This window comes from Streptomyces sp. NBC_01017 (assembly GCF_045162795.1).
Taxonomy (GTDB): Bacteria; Actinomycetota; Actinomycetes; order Streptomycetales; family Streptomycetaceae; genus Streptomyces; species Streptomyces machairae.
Window position 1 is genome coordinate 10,497,504 of record NZ_CP108683.1, and the last position, 19,501, is coordinate 10,517,004.

At 66.0% G+C, this 19,501-nt stretch carries 17 protein-coding genes and 2 pseudogenes; 10 read left to right on the top strand and 9 right to left on the bottom strand.

All coding sequences use genetic code 11. The annotated features are described in order from the left end of the window. Positions 1–115: 115 nt before the first annotated feature. From OG331_RS48010 to OG331_RS48020, 3 genes are all read right to left on the bottom strand, one after another. Complete coding sequence (locus OG331_RS48010; protein WP_406191718.1) at positions 116–967, bottom strand: transposase; 852 nt, start codon at positions 965–967, stop codon at positions 116–118. 648 nt (positions 968–1,615) lie between these two features. Further along, positions 1,616–1,927 carry a hypothetical protein gene (locus tag OG331_RS48015; protein WP_406191716.1) on the bottom strand — a complete coding sequence of 104 codons (312 nt, stop codon included), beginning with the start codon at positions 1,925–1,927 and terminating at the stop codon, positions 1,616–1,618. A 188-nt stretch (positions 1,928–2,115) separates the two neighbouring features. After that, complete coding sequence (locus tag OG331_RS48020; RefSeq protein ID WP_406191714.1) at positions 2,116–2,280, bottom strand: hypothetical protein; 165 nt, start codon at positions 2,278–2,280, stop codon at positions 2,116–2,118. A 1,177-nt stretch (positions 2,281–3,457) separates the two neighbouring features. On the opposite strand from OG331_RS48020, the gene OG331_RS48025 reads away from it, so the two are divergent. Together OG331_RS48025 and OG331_RS48030 are read left to right on the top strand one after the other, a co-directional pair. Further along, on the top strand, positions 3,458–3,778 hold the full coding sequence (locus OG331_RS48025; RefSeq protein WP_406209484.1) for a hypothetical protein: 321 nt from the start codon (positions 3,458–3,460) through the stop codon (positions 3,776–3,778). A gap of 955 nt (positions 3,779–4,733) precedes the next feature. Further along, positions 4,734–5,062 (top strand): annotated as a pseudogene (locus OG331_RS48030) (transposase family protein); the annotation flags it as partial. Positions 5,063–5,623: 561 nt separating this feature from the next. On the opposite strand, the gene OG331_RS48035 reads toward OG331_RS48030, so the two are convergent. Next, positions 5,624–5,962, bottom strand: coding sequence for a VOC family protein (locus OG331_RS48035; protein WP_406191710.1), 339 nt, complete (start codon positions 5,960–5,962; stop codon positions 5,624–5,626). A 116-nt stretch (positions 5,963–6,078) separates the two neighbouring features. Between OG331_RS48035 and OG331_RS48040 the strand changes: the two are divergent. From OG331_RS48040 to OG331_RS48050, 3 genes and pseudogenes are all read left to right on the top strand, one after another. Beyond that, positions 6,079–6,177 (top strand): annotated as a pseudogene (locus OG331_RS48040) (RCC1-like domain-containing protein); the annotation flags it as partial. Positions 6,178–6,201: 24 nt separating this feature from the next. Beyond that, on the top strand, positions 6,202–6,633 hold the full coding sequence (locus OG331_RS48045; RefSeq protein ID WP_406191708.1) for a hypothetical protein: 432 nt from the start codon (positions 6,202–6,204) through the stop codon (positions 6,631–6,633). A gap of 306 nt (positions 6,634–6,939) precedes the next feature. Then, positions 6,940–9,702, top strand: a complete 2,763-nt coding sequence (locus OG331_RS48050; RefSeq protein WP_406191706.1) for a hypothetical protein — start codon at positions 6,940–6,942, stop codon at positions 9,700–9,702. 179 nt (positions 9,703–9,881) lie between these two features. Here OG331_RS48050 and OG331_RS48055 read toward each other — a convergent pair whose 3' ends face one another. The 4 genes from OG331_RS48055 to OG331_RS48070 form a co-directional block, all read right to left on the bottom strand. Then, on the bottom strand, positions 9,882–10,121 hold the full coding sequence (locus tag OG331_RS48055) for a hypothetical protein (protein WP_406191704.1): 240 nt from the start codon (positions 10,119–10,121) through the stop codon (positions 9,882–9,884). 18 nt (positions 10,122–10,139) lie between these two features. Beyond that, positions 10,140–10,577: a hypothetical protein gene (locus tag OG331_RS48060; RefSeq protein ID WP_406191702.1), complete on the bottom strand. Its 438-nt coding sequence runs from the start codon at positions 10,575–10,577 to the stop codon at positions 10,140–10,142. Between the two features lie 64 nt (positions 10,578–10,641). Then, a complete protein-coding gene (locus OG331_RS48065; protein WP_406191700.1) occupies positions 10,642–11,157 on the bottom strand; it encodes a transposase in 516 nt (171 codons plus the stop codon). 132 nt (positions 11,158–11,289) lie between these two features. After that, the gene (locus tag OG331_RS48070; protein WP_406191698.1) at positions 11,290–11,937 is read right to left on the bottom strand and encodes a transposase; all 648 of its coding nucleotides are present in this window, start codon (positions 11,935–11,937) and stop codon (positions 11,290–11,292) included. A gap of 105 nt (positions 11,938–12,042) precedes the next feature. Between OG331_RS48070 and OG331_RS48075 the strand changes: the two genes are divergently transcribed. From OG331_RS48075 to OG331_RS48095, 5 genes are all read left to right on the top strand, one after another. Next, positions 12,043–12,351: a hypothetical protein gene (locus OG331_RS48075; protein WP_406191696.1), complete on the top strand. Its 309-nt coding sequence runs from the start codon at positions 12,043–12,045 to the stop codon at positions 12,349–12,351. Positions 12,352–12,610: 259 nt separating this feature from the next. Next, on the top strand, positions 12,611–13,891 hold the full coding sequence (locus OG331_RS48080; protein WP_406191694.1) for a hypothetical protein: 1,281 nt from the start codon (positions 12,611–12,613) through the stop codon (positions 13,889–13,891). A 798-nt stretch (positions 13,892–14,689) separates the two neighbouring features. Continuing rightward, positions 14,690–15,841, top strand: a complete 1,152-nt coding sequence (locus OG331_RS48085) for a site-specific integrase (RefSeq protein ID WP_406191692.1) — start codon at positions 14,690–14,692, stop codon at positions 15,839–15,841. Then, positions 15,838–16,767, top strand: coding sequence for a tyrosine-type recombinase/integrase (locus tag OG331_RS48090; RefSeq protein ID WP_406190751.1), 930 nt, complete (start codon positions 15,838–15,840; stop codon positions 16,765–16,767). Before OG331_RS48085 ends, OG331_RS48090 begins: the two co-directional genes overlap by 4 nt. Beyond that, a complete protein-coding gene (locus tag OG331_RS48095) occupies positions 16,764–17,753 on the top strand; it encodes a tyrosine-type recombinase/integrase (RefSeq protein ID WP_406191204.1) in 990 nt (329 codons plus the stop codon). Before OG331_RS48090 ends, OG331_RS48095 begins: the two co-directional genes overlap by 4 nt. A 1,190-nt stretch (positions 17,754–18,943) precedes the next feature. Here OG331_RS48095 and OG331_RS48100 read toward each other — a convergent pair. Beyond that, complete coding sequence (locus OG331_RS48100) at positions 18,944–19,480, bottom strand: dihydrofolate reductase family protein (RefSeq protein WP_406191690.1); 537 nt, start codon at positions 19,478–19,480, stop codon at positions 18,944–18,946. Positions 19,481–19,501 lie beyond the last annotated feature (21 nt).

Below are 19,501 nucleotides of genomic sequence, written 5' to 3' on the forward strand. Positions count from 1 at the left end.
AATCCTCGACGGACGCGTGGGGGTGTGAGGCGTCCTTGGCGCGCGGGCCGTTCCCAGGTTCTGCGGAGGTCTTCTGCGAGGGGCCGGGCAAGGCGGAGTTGGGTGTGGGCGGCGATCACGAGGTACTGACCAGCCAGGTCCAGTGATCGGCGGCGGCCGGCTCGCGGAGTTCGGGAGTCGTCCAGCCCAGCGTCTGCTTGGACACCCTGAAGGTGTGTTCAAGGCCGAACCTGCGCAGGAAACGCCTGCCAGAGCCGGTCCACATCCCAGGCGGTGGCGCCGGTGACTGACCACCACAGCCAAACCGGCCGGGGATTGCGCTCGCCCCGTAGATGGTCGACCTGAAGACGGACGACGGTGTTTTCGATGACCGGCAGCTGTCCTTCAGGGTAGTTGGCCCAGGCCGAGCGCCGGACCAGCAGTGGGTGCAGGCGGTCAACACCGCGGTGGCGTCGGCCTTGCCGTAGTGCGTGGTGTCAGTCAGCGTGGTGACGGACGGAACTGGCTGGGTGGCCGGATCCTCGAACGTGAACTCCGCCCCGCGCTTGGGCGTGCACCCGCGTTTGCCCGCCGGCTGCGGCAGGGGCGGGAAGTACACGACGCGCTCCGAGCGCATCCGGCCCAGCAGCTCAACGGGCAGCTCAACGGGCAGGTCAGCGAGCAGGAAAGCCAGGCGGCTCAGGTCACAGCCGGCATCGACGACGATCAGGACGGGCGGGGCGCCGCCCTGCCACTTGCCGGCCACATACAGCCGCTGGAACACCCCCCGGACCTGGACCGCGGTGACCGTGATCTCGTCGTCCCGGGGCCGCAGCCGGGGCCGGGCCACGTCCAGCTCGGCCGTCCACGACGTCCGGCCCGGCTGCGGAGCAGCGACGAAGGAATAGGGCCGCCCGGGGATCATCTGAGCCGAACCCTGCCCGGCCGTATGTGGGGCAGAACAGCCGGTCGCCGCTGGTATTCGCATCCGCCGCAGTCAGTTGCCGACATCGACCGCCCGGACCAGCCGCACCTCAGCGAGCGTGAAACCGGCGCGGGCCCGGCCGGCCGCGCGCGACCAGGCGTTTCGCCTCCGACCAGGGCCAGGTGAGGAGCGTGTGGATGGCCTGGACGGTGCGGCCGTGCAGGTAACAGTAACCGGTGGCCTGCGAATGACCGGCTGACTACCGCCGAGCGTGCGGAGTCGGCCGACCTCCGCACGGAGAATGCCCGGCTCAGGCAGGCGAATGACGTGCTGCGCACGGCGTCGGCTTTTCTCGCGGCGCAGCTCGACCCCACCCGCCCAGATGACGGCGCTTGCCGGAAGGGTCCCAGGGTCCGCGAGCCCTTGGCAGTGCCGATCCGACACCGATGATTGGCCGACAGTTTCGCCGGCATCTCTATGGCATGGCGCGGAACGTCGAGCAGGGCAACATGGGTGACCAGCGTGAAGCCCCCGGTACAGACGGTCTTGTAAGAGAGACCTGTCCCACCAGGGGCTTCACGCCTATCTGCAGCCGCCCTCATGCACCGGCGACGGCGAGATCAATTCGCTGAGAACCTCAGTTTCACACAATGCGACCGAGGCCGTCCCGCTTCATGAGCCCGCAAAAGCCCTGTTTTACGATTGGATCCATCACTCAAACCGAAGATATCCGCCGCCGCCCTCCCACCAGCCCGTGCAGCGATGGCCGATTCGCTGCGGGGAACCCTCAAGTCCCGTCCCCAGCACCCAAATATCGAAAGTTGCGTTCGGGTCACTCATCACATCAGGCATCGGTCCGTCCAAAAGCACCAAGGTATCGGCACTATCGTCGGGCATTACTCCCGTCCAGGAAGCCACCGCCGTCACCGGTTCTCCCTCGCGAACAATCGTCACATTTACCAGCGGCATGCTGTCGTCCTCTTCGTAGTGATTCCTTCGACGCCTCGGCTCCCCGAGTTCCATGAGTATTCCGGCCGGCCGTCGTCTTGAGTTGGGCCAAAAGGACAGGTCTGCTGTATACAGTCTCCTTCCCTTTCGTGCACACCGCGTTTGGCCGTGGAGCGACATCTGCCCCGGCCGCGGTGTTCAGGAGGCCACAGGAGCGGTTTAGGGGCTCGCAGCCTCTGAGGTGAACCTTCCGCAGTTGATCGTCAGGCTGCGGGAGGTTCGGCGGTGCTCTGATAGCCGAGGTCGCGGAGCCCCGCGAGGTGGTAGGCGGCTCGGCGGTCGGGCAAATCGGGGCGGGTGAAGTAGTCGGCGCCCAGATCGCGATCGGGCCGGCTGCGGTCGAGCATGTGGTAGATCGCGACGATCATGGAGTGTTCCACCGCCTTGGCTTGGCGTTTATGAGCTCTGCTGCTTGTGACGGTCGTGACGGGATTCAGTCTGTCCTGTTTTCCGACGGAGTGCTCACGTGCGCGATGCTTGTTCTTCATGCCAGTTGGTCACGTCATAGCCGGCATCGACGACGATCAGGACGGGCGGGGCGCCGCCCTGCCACTTGCCGGCCACATACAGCCGCTGGAACACCTCCCGGACCTGGACTGCGGTGACCGTGATCTCGTCGTCCCGGGGCCGCAGCCGGGGCCACGTCCAGCTCGGCCGTCCACGACGTCCGGCCCGGCTGCGGAGCAGTGACGAAGGGAATAGGGCCGCCCGGGGATCATCTGAGCCGAACCTCTGCCCCGGCCGTATGTGGGGCAGAACAGCCGGTCGCCGCTGGTATTCGCATCCGCCGCAGTCAGTTGCTGACATCGACCGCCCGGACCAGCCGCCCCTCAGCGAGCGTGAAACCGGCGCGGGCCCGGCCGGCCGCGCGCGACCAGGCGTTTCGCTGTCGACCGCAGTACCTCCGCCCGCGTCGGCACCATGTCCAGGCCGAACAAGACAGCCATTCTCCTGGCAGGTCAGCGGCCCCTGACGAAGCCGGGCCCGGTCCGCGGAATGCGCTGGTGGTCCACCGACAGCGCCGACCGGGCGAGCCCCTCACGCCACACCGACACCTGCGACTTCGCCGTGGTCGGCGCTGACGGTGTCTCCCCGGCCTGCCCCGTGGCCGGCGTTGTCCCCTCGGCCCGGGCGTGGGTCCGGGCTCGTCCACGGGGGCCGGTGCCTTGCCGACCTGCGGGCGGGCGATGGCCCACACCGGCTGTTCCCGCTCGGCCACGGCCAACTCGGCCTGAATACGGTCGGCTTCCTCCCTCAGCCCGTCCTCGCGACGGCGCGCGGCTCGAGCAGCGGGCGCTGTTCCGCAGCCCCACGACCGACGGCATCCACGACCTCCACCGCCAGCGACGACACGCCACCACTCCCACCGAAACGTCCGCGGTGCTATGCCCGAGCACCGAAAACGCAGTCCCCAAGTCCGGCACCCCCCAGGCAGGCAGGCGGGCGGGCCACCGAACCGGCCCGTTGTCCTGCCCTGCCGCCACCACACTCCTTCACGCGACCCTCCCTGCACGGCACGTTCCCCCGACATCCACAAAGGCCCCCGTGGAAACTGACTCAGGACACCCCCCCCACCCCCGCTGCGCCGGCACCGGACACAACCAGCGCACCCGCTCGGGTATCTGGGACCGAGCGGCCGACGACGACGCCCACCCGTGCGCCGTGCGGGCCTTCATCATCAGTTCCTGCGCCCTCATCCAACTGACCACCCTGTGCCTGCTCACCCTCAGCGGCAGCCTCCCCGCCACCCACGCCTACCTCATGGCAACACCCCCCGCCGCCGCAGCCGCCACAAGCCTCCTCGCCCTGCTCACCGCACACAAAACCCGCTCCCCACAAACCCCTCAGCGGCTCCCGCGGAGTTAGGCCGGCTCGGGGCGGCGCATTGACTGCGCCATCCGCTCGGCCACGTCCGCCCGGACCATGCCCAGATGCACGTACGGCGCTGCCGCTGTGGGTCACCATCGGGCGCACGCCGCCCCGCACGCGCTCGGGGAGACCGAGACAGGCCAGGGCCGCCCGGGATCGCATCCGCCGCGTCCGTGGCCTGCCGACGGCCCTCCCGGTACGTCTCCATGTCCGTGGGCGCCATCAGTGGCCCTCGCGTGGTCCCGGATCGCCGTCAGCTGTCCGGGCAGCCTGGGCGCTGTCGTGGCGTTCCCTGGCTGCGCTGAGCTTCGTTGGGGTGGCGCGGCAGGGAGATGAGCCGGTCCAACTGCCCGGCCATGACGAGCGGCGGCACGACCAGCCATCGCAGTTTTCTGGGACGAAGGTCCCGGAGGAAGGCCTCAAAAAGTCCAACCCGGCACTACCCAACCATAGTTGACGCAACAACAGCCCCTCCCCGATCTCGACGCTGTGCCTACACCACGTCTCATTCATGGACGGGTTGCCCATTACGTGATCACCGGCAGTCTTCCGAAAATACTGACAGCCGGTCAGATCCGGAGGCCACCAGGCCACCCGGATTAGCTGTCCGGTAGCCAATGCACCGGTGCCCTGGCGCACCGTTCAAAGAAAGAAGGAACTGTCATGGGTCAGTGGATCATTGACACAGTCGATGTCATCGTCCGAGGCCTGCTTTTCATCTTCGGCCTGTAATAGCGGCCCAGGAATCGGCCACACCAGCCGTCGCTCTCTGACCCGGCGCCTGGGCCATCCATGTAGTCCGGAATGGAATGTATTCCGGCTGCAAATGCCCTCGCAAAGGATCGGGTAGGCGGCCCGCACTTACTTCACTGAACCTCCTTCATCCTGTGCTGCAGGGTGAAATGGGCTGGTCAGCGGCGGTGGTGACGTGGCAGAGCCCCTCGTAGCCGGCGTGGTGATTTCCCTCATCACACCGGCTACGAGGGGCTCTGTTGGTTGGTTCCGCATCCTTCCATGCTCGACGTCCCGTACGAGCTGGTCGAGCATGTCGCCTGGGCATGAACGGAACTCTCCCTGGCGGAAGCTGGGTTGCTTCAAGCAGGCCTTGCTGGTCCTGGCCCACGTGCGGAAGAACGAGACCTTCGCTCGGGTGGGGCCGGGTTCGGGGTGTCGGAGGCGACGGCGTGGCGATACGAGCTTGGCCAGGAGGCCGGTCTGGGGCTTGGTGAGGGTGGTGACCTGCTGGAACAGGCCGGTGGGGCCGGTGAAGGTGCCGAGGTGGAGTCGGTCGAGTTCGCGGTGGACGGTCGGCCAGGTCACGCCGGTGGTGGAGGCGAAGAATTGTTCATCCCGCCATACGGGGTCTCTCAAGCTGGCGGCGGCGGAGGGAGAGGTCCTTCTCGTATCGTATATCTCGCAGAACGAATCATTCGGTCCACGGTCTTGCGCAAGAGTATGAAGAGGCGTTCAGCACGTACATGGTCGTCTCCGGTCACGATGACGTCCCGGTCAATTTCGTGAGGGAATGACCTGGACTCCGCCAGGCCCCGGCCCGGGTCGGCGTCCGTGCGGAGGTCTCCCCGGCCGCCCCCCGACGTGATGAACGCGTCCCGGATCGCGGACAGCCACAGGGGCCCCCTCACCGGTCGCAGTCATCGTGAGGTCGGTGACTCACAGCCGGTTCGGGGCGGGTGCGGTGAAGTCCCGCTCGACCAGGTCCGCAGCGGGCGCCCCCTCGCCAGGACAGCGTGAGTCAAAGACCGGGCGGGGCCTTCTCGACTCCGGCAAGGAACAGCCACCGCGGCCTGCGGTCGCGCAAGGCGCCGACCTGTCCGGGAAGGGTCAGCCCGAGACGCAGAACTCGTTGCCCGCAGGGTCCTGCAACGTGGTCCACGCAAGACCCTCCGGCGCAGTGTGCTCGCCGACGACCCTCGCCCCCATCCCCACAAGCCGGTTCACCTCGCCCCCACGGTCCGCAGAGGAGAAGTCAACATGGACACGGTTCTTGCCCAGCTTCTCCTCGGGCACACGCTGGAACCCCAGGACGAGGGGCCGGGCCGCGAGGATGACGAACCCGCCGAAGTCCTGGGCAACTTCCACCCCCAGGACCACCGCCCACCAGTCGGCGAGCTCCCGGGGTTCTGCGCAGTCAATCGTGATCATCTTCGCCGTCAGCTCCATGGACTTCACCGTAGGGCAGAAGGGACGACCGACGCCTTCAGCTACTGCCTGGCAACCCGGTGAACCTACGCGGTCACAGCACCTAGCCTTAAACCCCGTTCTCCTTCATTTCATTCATCCCTTGGGCTTTCAGAAGGGCGACCGCCGTCGCTGCCGGCCGCGACCACAGTCTGGCGCCGCTGGACGACGGCACCGTCCGCGCCTGGGGCGCCAGCAGCAACGGCCAGACACTCGTGCCGGTGGTTTCGAACGGCGGGACGATCACCGCGATTGCCACAGGCGGCGAGGATCACAGCCTGATGATCATCGTCTATCCCTACACTTGCGAGAATCTCCCGCCCCGGACCGGAGCCGGTTACACCTGTCAGAGCGCCGGCCCGCAGAACACCTTCACCGGCACCTCCGCCGACGACGTGTTCCTCGGCACCGGTGCCAACGACACCGGCAACGGCGGCGGAGGAAACGCCGGGAACGGCACCAACAGCGTCCAGTCCGGCGCCGGGAACGACACCATCACCACCGGCACCGGAACCGACAGCATCCAAGGCGGCAACGGCAACGACACCATCCGCGCCGGCACCGGCATCAACGCCGTCAACGGCGGACCCGGCACCGACCAATGCACCCCCCTCGGCTACACCACCACCCAATGCGAAGCACCCGCTCCCTAACCACCCGCCCCCGCCGCCGGCCACTGAGCCTCAACAACCAAGATCAGCCGTTGGCTGCGGACTTGATGCTTTCGTGATCACCGGCTCTCCAGTGATCACGGCGTGAATGATCTCGTGGAACGAAGAGCCGGCGTAGCCGCTGTCGACACACCACTGCCGTCCGCGGCGTCCCCCGGTGCACGGGATGTGTCATGTCCCGGCTTCCCCGCCAAACCCTGGCGACGGACCATGTGGGCAGCAGGAACACGTGGTTGGCACGGACTGTCTCCCTTTCGTCTCTTTTCTTGGCCGCTCGGGGGAGTGAACGTGAAACTCGGCCATACGCCTGTCACCGACGAGGAAGTTGCAGAGATGGAAGCTTCACAGCCTCTGACCAAGCCGGAACGCCCCTACAGCCCACCGGAGATGGTCATCGATGGTGTGGTGTGGACGAATCACTCCATGAGCAAGGCCTTGAGCGTCTACAAGGCACCGGGAAAGACCTTTCATATCACCGTGGAGAACAAGTCCGGAAAAGCACATGCTTCTCCCGAGGAAAGTGCTGGTGCCCTCTTCGGGACGGCTCTTCATGTCTACGCCTCGGGTCCGGTGGACAATTGGGTGGCGGCGGGCCTGCAGGGTGAGGTTGCCTACTGGCTGGGTGGAGGACGCGAAGATTCAATGCGCCAAATCTGCGCGGAGTTCAAGAAACAGTGGCCGGATGCCATGGAAAATATGGAAACCGCCTACGCAACGGCAAAGCAGCAGTACCTGATATCGAAGTCGAAGGCGGAGGCGAACAGGCCGGGGCTTTCGAGGGAAGAGGCAGATGCGATAGCCAGAATGGAAGCCAGGAAAAGGAGGAAGCTGGCACACCGGCTGGAACGTGCCATTCCAGTCCGCATAGAGATCGACCCGGAGCTGCAGGGGGTCTGGCTGGTCCAGCCCGGCGGCGAGAGCGCGGACCTTTACGCGCTCCCTACCGCTTTTTTCCACCCCGCGAAGACTTTCAAAGGCCTGTGGACCGAGCAGGCCCTTGGCATGGCTTCTCCCGGAGGATTCTTCCTGGCGGCACGGGAAGACGGCCGGCTGTACATATGCGCGACGCGCCGTCTGGCCGACCGGTATAAGGTCGACCAGGACTTCAGGGCCCTGATGAAGCTGCCCGAGGCCCAAATCTCTAATGGTCTGCTCCGCGCCGGCAACGGAAGCTACCGGGTCAGTCCGGAAAAGATCCAGAAAATTCTCAAGCTGGCCCCCGCTCGTTTCGACGCGAAACGACCAGGGGGGTGGTACCGGGTCGACACCGATGGCCGGAGCGTGCCGGTGCGGCCGGAAGACCCGGAGCTCGGCCTCTTCAGCGTGGAGAAATGGAAGACATGGCTGAATGATCTCCCCGAGGGCGTGTTCAAAGACTCGGTCGTCACTGTCACCACTGAAGGCGGTAAAGAACAGCGGTACCTGTGGCAGGGTACATGGCCGGCCGAGCCGGAGTTTGGAGCCGAGGGGAAATACCACAAGATTCTTGCATCCGATGGAGTCTTTGTTGTATCCCTCACGGACCGGAGGTACTTCCTGCCGATGAAGCCGGGCGTTGACCCATTCACAATGTGGAAGTCAAGCCTGCCCGAAATGAAGGGAAAGCTTCATAAATACGGCACCCTGGTCCTGCGCGCCGGCGGTCTGGTGTACATCGTCAAGCGCAACGAGCATGAGGAATTTCTTGCGGCGGCGGCAGCGCGAATGGGGGAAATCAAGATAAATACCCCAGGATGCTTCACCTACGCGCCCGGTTCGAAATTGGGTCCTGGCCGAAAAAAGATGATCATCGATCCCGCAGCGCACTCCGAACTGATGACGGAGCAGAAATGGAAGGACATCACCGCAGGTGTCGCCGAGGCAAAGTTCGACGAAGTTGCAGGCGTTATCTCCTTCCTCGACAATGGCGTCTACTGCACGATGAGCGTCATAAAAATGCCGGAGAAGAATTGTTCGTCCCGTCAGACGGAGTCTTACAAGCTGAAGACGGCGGACGGAGAGATCCTTCTCGTATCGGTTACCTCGCAGGGAGATTCATTCGGCTCCTGGGAGCCTCGCCGTACGAAGGAGCATGAAGATTGGATGTGGAGTCTTCCGTGGGGCTCGTACAACCAGGACACCCATGAGGCAATAGCTGACTTTGGCTCAGGAGAGCAGAGGTACAGGATGACCGTTTACACCTGGAACTCTATTGCGCTGAACCGAAAGATTGGAGTTACAAGCGAACCCGAGGGAACATTTTTTATGCTGGCTCTAGACGGTGACATAAAGAACGGGCACATGGGTCCGTTCGATTCGGGCTGGCCTCAGCTGGTTCCTGCCGATGAATGGGATGCGTGGGTGGCTGGAATGCCGGCTGCCGAGTTTCTGACCGACGTGGATGGGGACCCGGTTTTCGTCTTCGGCTACGGCCCTCAGACGCGGGTCTTCCGATTTTTCGAGACTGATTACAAGGAGCCACAGGTCGGCACAGCCGGCTGCATCTTGCTTTGGTTGGACGACGAGGAGGAGATGGTTCCTGTTCTCGCGAAGGGCCTTGACGACTATGACGTAAACGCAAAGAACCTGGAGCGCCTGATCGGACAGGAGGCGTACGCAGAGGTTGCCGACCGCCTGGCATGGCTGTACCCCGGGCAAGAAGACTACCTGGAGGAACTGGAAGCAGGCGGTGCGGAAGTCCCCCGGCTGTTGCATGACGGGGACGGTTTGACCCTGCACAACGAGACCATGCTGGCCAAGGCGCCTTTGAGCGCGGTGGACGGTACCGGCGCAGCAGCGGGCGCTGATTTCGTTTATGCCTACTTCACCGGCCAGACGCTCATCCTCTGGGGAACGTCGAGCGCGCAATTCTACAGTCAGCAGCAGCAGGAGGATCTCGCCTGGGACAGGGGATGGACGCAGATTCTCATCTTTAAGATCAAGGACGAGTGTGTGTCCGGGTACAGGCTGCAGGTCTGCGGTCTTGCGGAAGAGTATGAAGAGGCGTTCCGCGAGTACATGATCCTCTTCGGTCACAATGACGTCCCGGTCAATTTCGTGAGGGAGTACTGATCTTTAACCTCGATCCGTCAGCGGGGTTTGGTCGCTGAGTGGCTCGGCGGTTCGCCTGAAGTGTCCCCTGCCGGTCGGGGGTGGGCCGTCGCGTGACGCTGCGGCTGCGCCGGGTTCCACGGGCCCGGGGTGGTGGGGGTCTCCTCCGTTCTGGTCTTCGTCGGGACGGAGCCGGTCCGTCAGGTGAGGGCCGGATGTCCAGTGAGTCGCTGCCGGCAGGCGGTGAACGCCTTGGCCCAGGGCCAGGTGGAGTCGATGCGGAGCCAGCGGCAGCGGGCGTGTTTCGTGAGGCGGGCGGGCAGGTGGTAGAGGCGAAAGCGCATGGTGTCGATCTCGGCGTCGGCCAGGTCGTCGACGTCGTGCAGGCCCAGGAGCCTCAGCCAGGCGTCGAGGTCGGCGGCCAGGTTCGCGGCGAGCATCCAGCCGCGGTTCACATCTCAGGACTTGGATGGGAGATTGTGCAGGCCCATCGCCTTGTTCGTCCGCACCCGGTCCTCCACTTCAGCGTGATCACGGTGGAGGACGTCGAGGAATTGAGGCTGGTGGGAGCCGGCGATGCCCCACATCCGGCCGATGTTCGTCGCGGTGATGCTGTAGCGCCAGCCGGTCTTGCGCTCGAAGTCGGTAAGTTTCTTGATCTGCCGGCCCGACGGCTTGACCCGCCGGACGATCAGCCGGGTGCCGTCGGGCCAGCCCTCCCGGGTGTTCAGGCCGGTCAGCTCGGCCACGAAGTAGGCGGCCTGGAGGGAGCCGTCCTGTTTCAGGGAGGTCTCCCAGGCTGTCTCGGGCAGCTTCGCGATCGCGGCCTCGTCTTCATCGGTGATCTTCCAGCCGACTGAGAAGCGCACCGTGCGCCGCGCGGTGTTGAGCGCCACGAGATGCTCCAGTAGCCCGTGGGTGGCGCCGGCGCCATCGGCCCGGATGAGGAGTTTGGCCTGGCTAGAAGGTGGCTGCCGCTCGTTCCTTCTTCGAGGCCGCGGTGATGACTGTGGCGTCCATGTCTACCACGATCCAGCCCTTCAGCCGCCGCCCGGCCACGCTCAGCCAGGGGAATCCTCCAGGCCGCAGGTGCAGCAAAGACCACACGTGCCGGCGCACCGTCCGCCGGGCCTTCGCCATCCGCGTCAGTGCCGACTCGTCCAGGGCGGCCAGGGTGCGGCGGGTGGTGGAGTCCGATGCGGCCGGACCGAACAAGTTGCGGTGGTGCAGGGCAAGTTGCTCGGCCTCGCTCAGGTTCACCGCGCCGAGCGCGATGGCCACCGCAAGCTGGACGACGACCGCCGCACGCTCCCGCCAGCCGTGCCCGACACCCACTGGCAGCACGGCCGCGAGCGCCCCGGTCAGCCCCACCTGGTCCGCGCACCTGCGCAGCAGCACCACCCCGGCGTGCCCGACCAGCCCTTTGCCGTCGGCCCGCACGCGCAGCCGACGGTCCCACCCTGTACGCTCGCTCACCAGAAAGGTGCCCTGACTCTTGCATCGGATACGGACTAGACACTCGCATCCTCGCAGGTCAAGGCACCTTTCCTGCTACCGGGGCGTCAGATCACCCAATTCCGCTGAATAGCCAGGGTTAACCTCGATCCTTCAGTGTCCGGTCGGTGGTGAGTGTCTTGGCCGGGTGCCCGGTTTGTCCTCGGTGCCGGTGAGGCGGGCCGTCGCGTGACGCTGCGGCTGCGCCGGGTTCCACGGGCCGGACCGGCTCTCCTTCCTTGGCTTGTCGGGGTGGTGACCGTCGGCTGAGGGCCGGAAGCCGGGTGAGGCGATGCCAGGCTCCAGGGCGAACGCGTCGGCCCAGGGGCCAGGTGCGTCCAAGCGGAGCTGGCGGCGTCGGACGTGTCGGACGAGACGGGCCGGGATGCTGTAGAGGCGGTGGCGCATGGTGTCGGGCTCGGCGAGCGCCAGGTCCTCGACGCCGTGCAGGGCCGGGAGGCGGACCCAGCAGTTCAGGTCGTGGCCGAGGTTCGCTGCCGGCATCCATGCGGCGTTGACCTGCCACTTCTTGCTGGGAAGGTTCCGCAGGCCCATCGCCTTGCCGGCTCTGACGCGGTCTTCGACCGTGGCGTGGGAACGCGCGAGTGCGTCGAGGAACTGGGGCTGGCGGGAGCCGGCGATGCCCCACATGTGGCGGATGTTGGTGGCGACGATCGCGTACTTGAAGCCGGTGCGGACCTCGAGGGCGCTGAGTGTGCCGGGCGGAGGGCTTGACCCGGCGGACGCATACGGGTGTCGCACCCGGGGCTCGTGGGGGTGGTGTCCGGATGACCGGGATGGCCGGCAGTGTGACCCGGCAGCGCTACGACGAGCTGGTCAAGCTGGGGCGGGGCTGGGGTCGAGACGATGAGTAGCGTCCAGTGGCAGCCCGGGGACGCAGGCCTGGAGATCAAGCCGATGCGCTCCTACGGGGGCACGAACCCGTCGGGGAGCGACGGGATTCTTCTGCCGCACCAGAAGAAGAAGCCCGACGACCCCTACATCCGCACGGTCATGGCGCAGATGGGCGCGATCGAGTCCACCCTGCATTGTGGCCGCAGCGGTCCGCCCGGACCCCGGTCTCGCAGGTGTGCCCTGGAGGTTGTTGTCGGCCGCCCGCGCCGGAAGGAGGTTCCCAGCCGACGTGGTGTGGTGGGCGTACGACTGAGCGGATGACTGGGGCCAGCGGCAATGCTGCCCCCTGGGGTCGGCCTTACTGCCTGATGCATGGCGCAGAAGGCCCCCGTCTCACCGGCGTTCACAGACGATCCTGCTGAATATACATTATTCGATACGAGAGGTTGGCTTGGGCATGGCACTATATTTCGTAGCGCACTCCAGGTCCCAGGAATATCCACAGACCTTTGTCCCTGCAGGAATGAAGCTCACCTGTTTTGCAGACTTCGGACTTACGTCAGGAGTGGCGGCATCTCTCATGTCGGTGACGCTGATGACAGTAGTGGGGATGAACAGCGTGAAAACATCGCTTGTCGGCCCCAAGGAAATTGAAAATAGGGCACTAACGCCGCTTACCAAGAAGGAATTCGCAAGGATCAAGGGGGCGGCGTCGTCAGGGACGCTAATCCAGACCTTGGGGGGAGAGTGGGTTCCAGGGGATCGCATCAGCCTCTGTGAGGGCAAGGACGGCTTGTGCAGTGATGGGGTCCACCGCTGTGGTGGCCTGCTCTCGCGCCTCATGGAGTACGGCAGTGAGGTCTACCTGATTTGCTGTCGCGGAAGCGCCCCGGATGCAAAGGCAGATCATTCCCTTCAGCCATATACAAAGGAAGAGGAAAAAGACGCGGCCATTTACGCCGGAGCAATGGCGAAAGCCGATCAGATTCTTGATCTGTCATTTCGGTCCGATAAGACGGAATTCCTTCGATCCTACGACCGCCTGCCGTCGAGGAGTAAGAGCATTCTTGAGAGCCGCAAGCCAAATTATGTCCGCTGGGCTGGCGTCTCACACAGGGCTCAGGAAAAGTATGAGACCGCTGGTGGTGGCGATGCTGGGATCACAGCACTTCTGCGCCACTACATCGAGAGCAAGGCATTCCGGCACCTGGTGAAGCTGATGGGCAAAGGCAAACTTGGGGCGTTCCAGTCGGACCCTGCTTCCTTTGTGGCGTTTGAGGACGGCTGGTACCTTCTGGACCAGAGCGAGAGGGAAACATTGCGGAGCATGGACGGGCCTTTGCAAGAGGTCTTCGGCCGCAGACCGGACAGGAAGCTGCCTTCCGTGCCCTCCCTCAGCGATTCGGAAAGCGCTTTTTCCTCGTATGCGGCCACCCCCATCGAGACCAGCCCTACCGTCTCACCTCCGCCCGAGGTGTCCGGCAAGGTGGTGATCCCGGAAGGCGGGGAGTCATGGCAGCAGGAGGTCCTCTACTTCAGGTCCAGTTGGCAGATGCAGGAGTTCCGCGACCTCATCAGCTCCGCCAACCGTGAGACCCTCGCCAGTCTCGGCTCGGGCCAAGAGACTTCGTTCATCTCTGCCGACGGGATGATCTTGCTCGACCCCTCCGTTGCCTACCCGGCAATGGGCCGATACATGAGTTATCTCACCGGCTACCGGGAGGGGCAGTTGGTGAACGGCGATCCTGTGCTCATCAGTGGATGCGAAATGGATGATCTGGAGTGGGAGTACTTCCTGGAGACAGCCGTGAAGTGCGGACTTGAAGGATTCACATTCCAATTCAGCCCATCCGTCCAGTGATTTCCATGGGTCTGGCTGATATGGATCGTCGGACGGCGTCGACCTTCGCCAGACGCTGCCCAACGGCACCTTCCTCGACAGCCTGCGGCTCAGGGCTCGTGCAAGGTCGATGTGATCTTGTGAAGGCGCTGGTCAGGCCAGGCGTTACCAGGGCGACCGAAGCTCCGTTGAGGTGAGCGATTTCTCAAGTCGCTTGCTATCAACGGAGCTTCGATGCGTTGTGACTCTTCCATGCCTGCCGCGGTGCTGTCGTGCGTCGTCACCGGTGTGGGTGACGGGCCGCAGGAGTGGGATCCGAGGGATCGGCGTGGGCGCCGGTATCCGCTGCTCGCGCTGGTCCGGGCGGCGGCCTGCGCGGTGGTGGCCGGGGCCCGTTTCTGCGCGGCGATCGGCCAACACGCTGGAACGGCTGGGCCTTTTGCCGCGGGGTGTGCTGGGAGTTCGGCCGGCCGCATCGGTGGACACCGTGCGCCGGGTGGCCGAGAAGCTGAGAGGCCGTTTTCTCCCGTTGTTCCATCCCGGAATCTGCTGTTTGCTCTGCGGTGTCGGGTCGCGCCGGGAGATGACGTTCCCGCTGGTGGGACGGCGGGCCATGAGGTCGGTCATGGCGATGTGGATCATGGCTTCGGAGCGGACGGACAGGGTTTCGTACTATTCCGCGCTTCGCGTTATCCCGACCTGACACGAACCGCGCAGGCTGAGGCGGTGAACGGGTACGGGGCGGTCGGAATAATGCAGGGGTCGCGTTCTGCGGCTTGGACTGCCTGACTGGTTGGGAGCCCAGTCTGGAGGGCGGTCATGTATGAGCGTGATCCGTCGCGAGTAGTGGTGACGGGGCCGCTGGCTCCGTACGCGGTCGGCTTGTGTGCCGCGGTGCTGCACCAGGGCTACACCCCCAAGTCTTCCTGTGAGCTGATGCAACTCACGGCCCACTTGAGCCGGTGGATGGGTGCCCGGGGCGTGGAGCCGGAAGCCTTGGCAGGGCCGGTGATCGCGGAGTTCCTCGCCGTTCGTCGGCGGGACTACCGGAAGCGAACGAGCTCGCGTGCTCTCGTTCCTCTCCTCGCCCATCTGCGCTCGGTCGGGGCAGTGCCGGAGGCCCTGGTGCCCGTCGACGACAGCGAGGTGGGGGTGTTGCTGAGCGAGTACCGGCAGTACCTGCGGGACGAGCGTGGGGTGGTTGAGGTTTCGGTCCGCCGCTATCTGCCGCCGGTACGGGCGTTCTTGTCCACGGTGCCGTTGCCGCTGGCGCAGGGCCTGGCCGGTCTGACCGCCGAGCACGTCACCCGGTTCGTCCTGGAGGGGGCTGCGTGCCGCAGCACCGCCGATGCCAGGCCGCTGGCGGGGGCGGTGCCCACGGTGGCGAACCGGAGACTCGCCACGTTGCCGGGCCGCCTGACAGCCGACGAGGTGAACACGCTTTTGTCCGGATGCGACCGGAGCACCCCTGCCGGGCGGCGCGACTTCGCGGTCCTGACCGTCCTGTCGCGGCTCGGGCTGCGTGCCTGCGAGGCCGCCGCGATCGAGATCAACGATGTCGACTGGCGGTCCGGTGAACTGACCATCCGCGGCAAGGGCGGGCTCACCGACCGCCTCCCGCTGCCGGCCGACGTCGGCGAGGCCCTGGCTGACTACCTGATGCACGGCCGTCCCTCCGACTCTTCCACCAGCCGCCTGTTTCTCTCCGGGCGTGCCCCTCGCCAGTCCGTCACCGCCAGCGGCATCCGTGCCCTCGTCGCCCGTGGCTGCAAGCGGACCGGCCTGCCGCGGCTGGGCGCCCATCGGCTGCGGCACACGGTGGCCAGTGACTTGCTGGCCGCCGGAGCACCCCTGCCCGAAGTCGGCCAAGTCCTGCGGCACCGGTCCCAGTTGTCCACGGCGATCTACGCCAAGGTCGACCGAGTACGGCTGCGGGAATTGGCCCGGCCCTGGCCCGGGGAGGCGTCATGACCAGTCTGCGCGAGCACGCGGGGGACTACCTGACCATGCGGCGGAACCTGGGGTTCACGCTGGAGGGCCACGGCAGGATGCTGATGGACTTCATCAGCTACCTCGAAGGCGTCGGCGCCATCACCATCACCACCGACCTGGCGGTGGCCTGGGCTACGCGGACCGCGCCCGGCGTGAACCCGGCTTCCTGGAACAAGCGACTCACCGTGGCACGGATCTTCGCCCGGCATCTGCAGGCCCTCGACCCGGCCACCGAGATTCCGCACCCGGATCTGATGCCCCTGCGCTATCGCCGCATCGCCCCGCACCTGTTCGCCCCGGACGAGATCGTCGCACTGATGGCGGCCGCCACCGGGCTCCGCCATCCGCTGCGGGCGCTCAACTACGCCACCCTGATCGGTCTGCTGGCCGCCACTGGCATGCGCGTCGGTGAAGCCTGCGGACTCGACCGCTCCGACGTCGACTGGGACGCCGGGGTGCTCACTATCCGGGCGGGGAAACTCGGCAAGGCCCGCGAGGTCCCCGTGCACCCCAGCACGATGCAGGCGCTGCACGTCCACGACCAGCGGCGCGACCTGCTCCAGCCCGTGGTGTCGACCCCGGCGTTCTTCGTCAACACCCGCGGGGATCGCCTGGACGCCCATCACGTCCCCGAGACCTTCGCCCGGCTCCGCGACGCTGCCGGCATCCGTCCAGCGGCGGGCGGCCGGAAGCCCCGCATCCACGACCTGCGGCACACCTTCTGCATCGCCACAATGCTCAACTGGTACCGCACCGGCACGGACGTCCAGGCACAACTTCCACTGCTGTCCACCTACTTGGGCCATGTCGATCCGGTCTCGACCTACTGGTATCTCCAGGCGGCCCCCGAACTGCTCGCCCTGGCCGCAGGCCGGCTCGACGCCTTCCTCGGAGATCTCCCATGAGCTCACCGGCACCCCTCGTCCAGGGCTTCTTCACCGACCGGCTCGCCCACCAGCGCCAGGCAAGCGGCCACACCGTCGTCGCCTACCGCGACACCATCCGTCTGCTGTTTCGCTATGCGAGCCAGCAGACCGGCAAACAGCCCACCGACCTCGACCTCGCCGACCTCGACGCCGCCCTGATCGGCGCGTTCCTCACACACCTGGAGAACACGCGGGGCAACGGCACCACCACCCGCAACGCGCGACCGGCCGCGATCCACTCGCTGTTCCGATACGCGGCCTTCCGGTCCCCTGAGTACTCCGCCCTGATCCAGCAGGTGCTGGCCATCCCCTCCAAACGCACCGAGCGACGCGACGTCTGCTACCTCACCCGGGACGAGATCGAGGCCCTGCCGGCCGCACCCGACCTCAGCACCTGGTGGGGGCGCCGCGACCACACCCTTTTGCACCTGGCCGTCCAGACCGGTCTGCGCGTTTGCGAACTCACCGGCGTCCAACTCCAGGACATCTACCTGGGACGCGGCCCGCGCGTCCTTTGCCACGGCAAGGGCCGCAAGGACCGCGCCACCCCGCTCACTCGCCACACGGTCACCGTCCTGCGCGGCTGGCTCGCCGAACGCGGCGGAGACCCCACCGACCCGCTGTTCTGCACCCACCGCGGTGGCCGGCTCAGCCCGGATGCCGTCGCCCGCCTCGTCGCCAAGCACACCGCCGCCGCGTCCGTGGCCTGCGCGTCTCTCCGCACCAAGAACGTCACGCCCCACACCCTTCGGCACACCGCGGCGATGTCCCTGCTGCACGCAGGGGCCGACACCTCCGTGATCGCCCTCTGGCTCGGCCACGAGTCGCAGGAAACCTCGATGATCTACCTCCACGCCGACATGACGCTCAAGGAACGAGCCCTCGCCCGCACCACACCACCCGACAGCAAGCCGGGCCGCTACACCGCCCCCGACCCCGTCCTCGCCTTCCTCGACAGCCTCTGACCGCGCCCGTTATGCCGAGCACCAGCACCTCGCAACTCCGCTGACCTGCACGGTCGGTGTCAGCTCGGGATAACTCGAAGCGCGGAATAGTACGAATTACTCCGAGCTCGGAGTAACTCGTAGTCGCGGGCCAGTCTGCGGTGGAGCATGAGCCAGCCGGTTGGTCGGCCGCGCGGTGAGGTGCCCGCCGAGGCAGGTCCTGTTCCGCGCGGCCTCCCGCCGAGTGAAGACATGACGGTTGCCTGCGTGGAAGCAGGCCTCGGACTTGCCCTGCTGCCGGTGGTCAGTGTGAAAGCCGGCCTGGCATCCGGCGAAGCTCTGCGCCGCACAGAGCTTCCCTGATATCCCCGTCCAAATGCTGCGGCACCGCAGCCGCTGGCCGACCCCGGCAGCGCAGACCGTCATGGCTCGGCCGAGCCGACTCGCTGCTGACGGCTGGCCGGACGCGCAGTCCGGTAGCGGCCTGCAAAGTTGACCTTCAATGCTGACGGTGTACAGACCGCCAAGCCCTCCGCGCCGTCCTCTTCGACCCCATGCCGTGCAAAGTCCGCGGCAACGCCGTCCTGCTGCTGGACGGGCTTCTCCTGCTCTTCCCACCAGGGCCGCCAGACGCTCTTCGAGGACACCGTAAAGAAAACCAAGCACAAGCCGACGGATGGCTTTCCGGGCTGACTTCGTCGACGGCCGCCCCGTGCACCTGCACGGTGCCGCAGCTCGTCACGAAGATTTCCAACGCCGAGTACCTGGTCGAGTCGAGCGACCGGATGGGCCCCGCGGCCCCGCTCTGCCGGTGCCGGTTGCCGGACCTATGGCGCGCGGTGCGAATGGCCGAGACGCCGGACCTTCAGCACGCCCCTCACCTGAGGCGACCGCTCGGCGGGCGACTCCGGGGTCCCGTCTCCGGATGCAGCGGCGTCTTCGCTGGTCGCTGGCGGGGACGGTCGAGCATGTCCTCGATCCAGGCGGCAACCGTGTCCGCACCGGCCAGTACGGGATCTGTGCCTTCAACTGCACAGAACCGCAGGTGGTCCTTGACCGCCCGCCCGCCCGTACGCGTCGATCGTGTGGGAAGCCCGACCGGTGTTCGCCATGAACTGCAGCCACCGTCTGGCCAGTTGATGTTCAGGAGACTGGGGAACTTGCCCCACGGGATGGGGGCCATGACAGCAGGCCAGTAGTTGCGGCCGTGCCTACTTGCGCACGTGGAAGCGCAGCATGGTGACCCCGCCCGACTGGACGTTGCTGAACGGTTCCAGGTCGATCCGGTCGAGGCCCGGCGGGGCGAAGCGGACGCCGTCGCCGAGCAGCACCGGCAGCACGTACACCAGGATCTCGTCGACGAGGCCGTGCTGCAGGCACTGGGCGGCCACGTCGGCGCCGAGGATCTCCAGGTTCTTGTCGCCGGCGGCGCGGCGTGCCGTGGCCACGGCTTCCTCGATGTCGCAGGTGAGGAAGGTGACGTTGGGGTCCGGCTCGTCGGGCGGGCGGTGAGTGAGGACGAACTGCGGCCCGCCGTCGTAGCCGGTGTTCTCGTCGGACATGCGCTTGCCGACCTCGTACGTGCCCCGGCCGATGAGCATGGCGCCCGTGGCCGCCATGACCTCCGGGAACGTCGCCGACGTCATGTGCTCGAAGATCCAGTCCATCGTGTGGCCGGGACCGGCGATGAACCCATCGAGGGACATCACCCTGTTCACGACCACTTTGCCGGTGCTCGCATCCGTCATGCGTCTTCTCCAAGCAGGTGG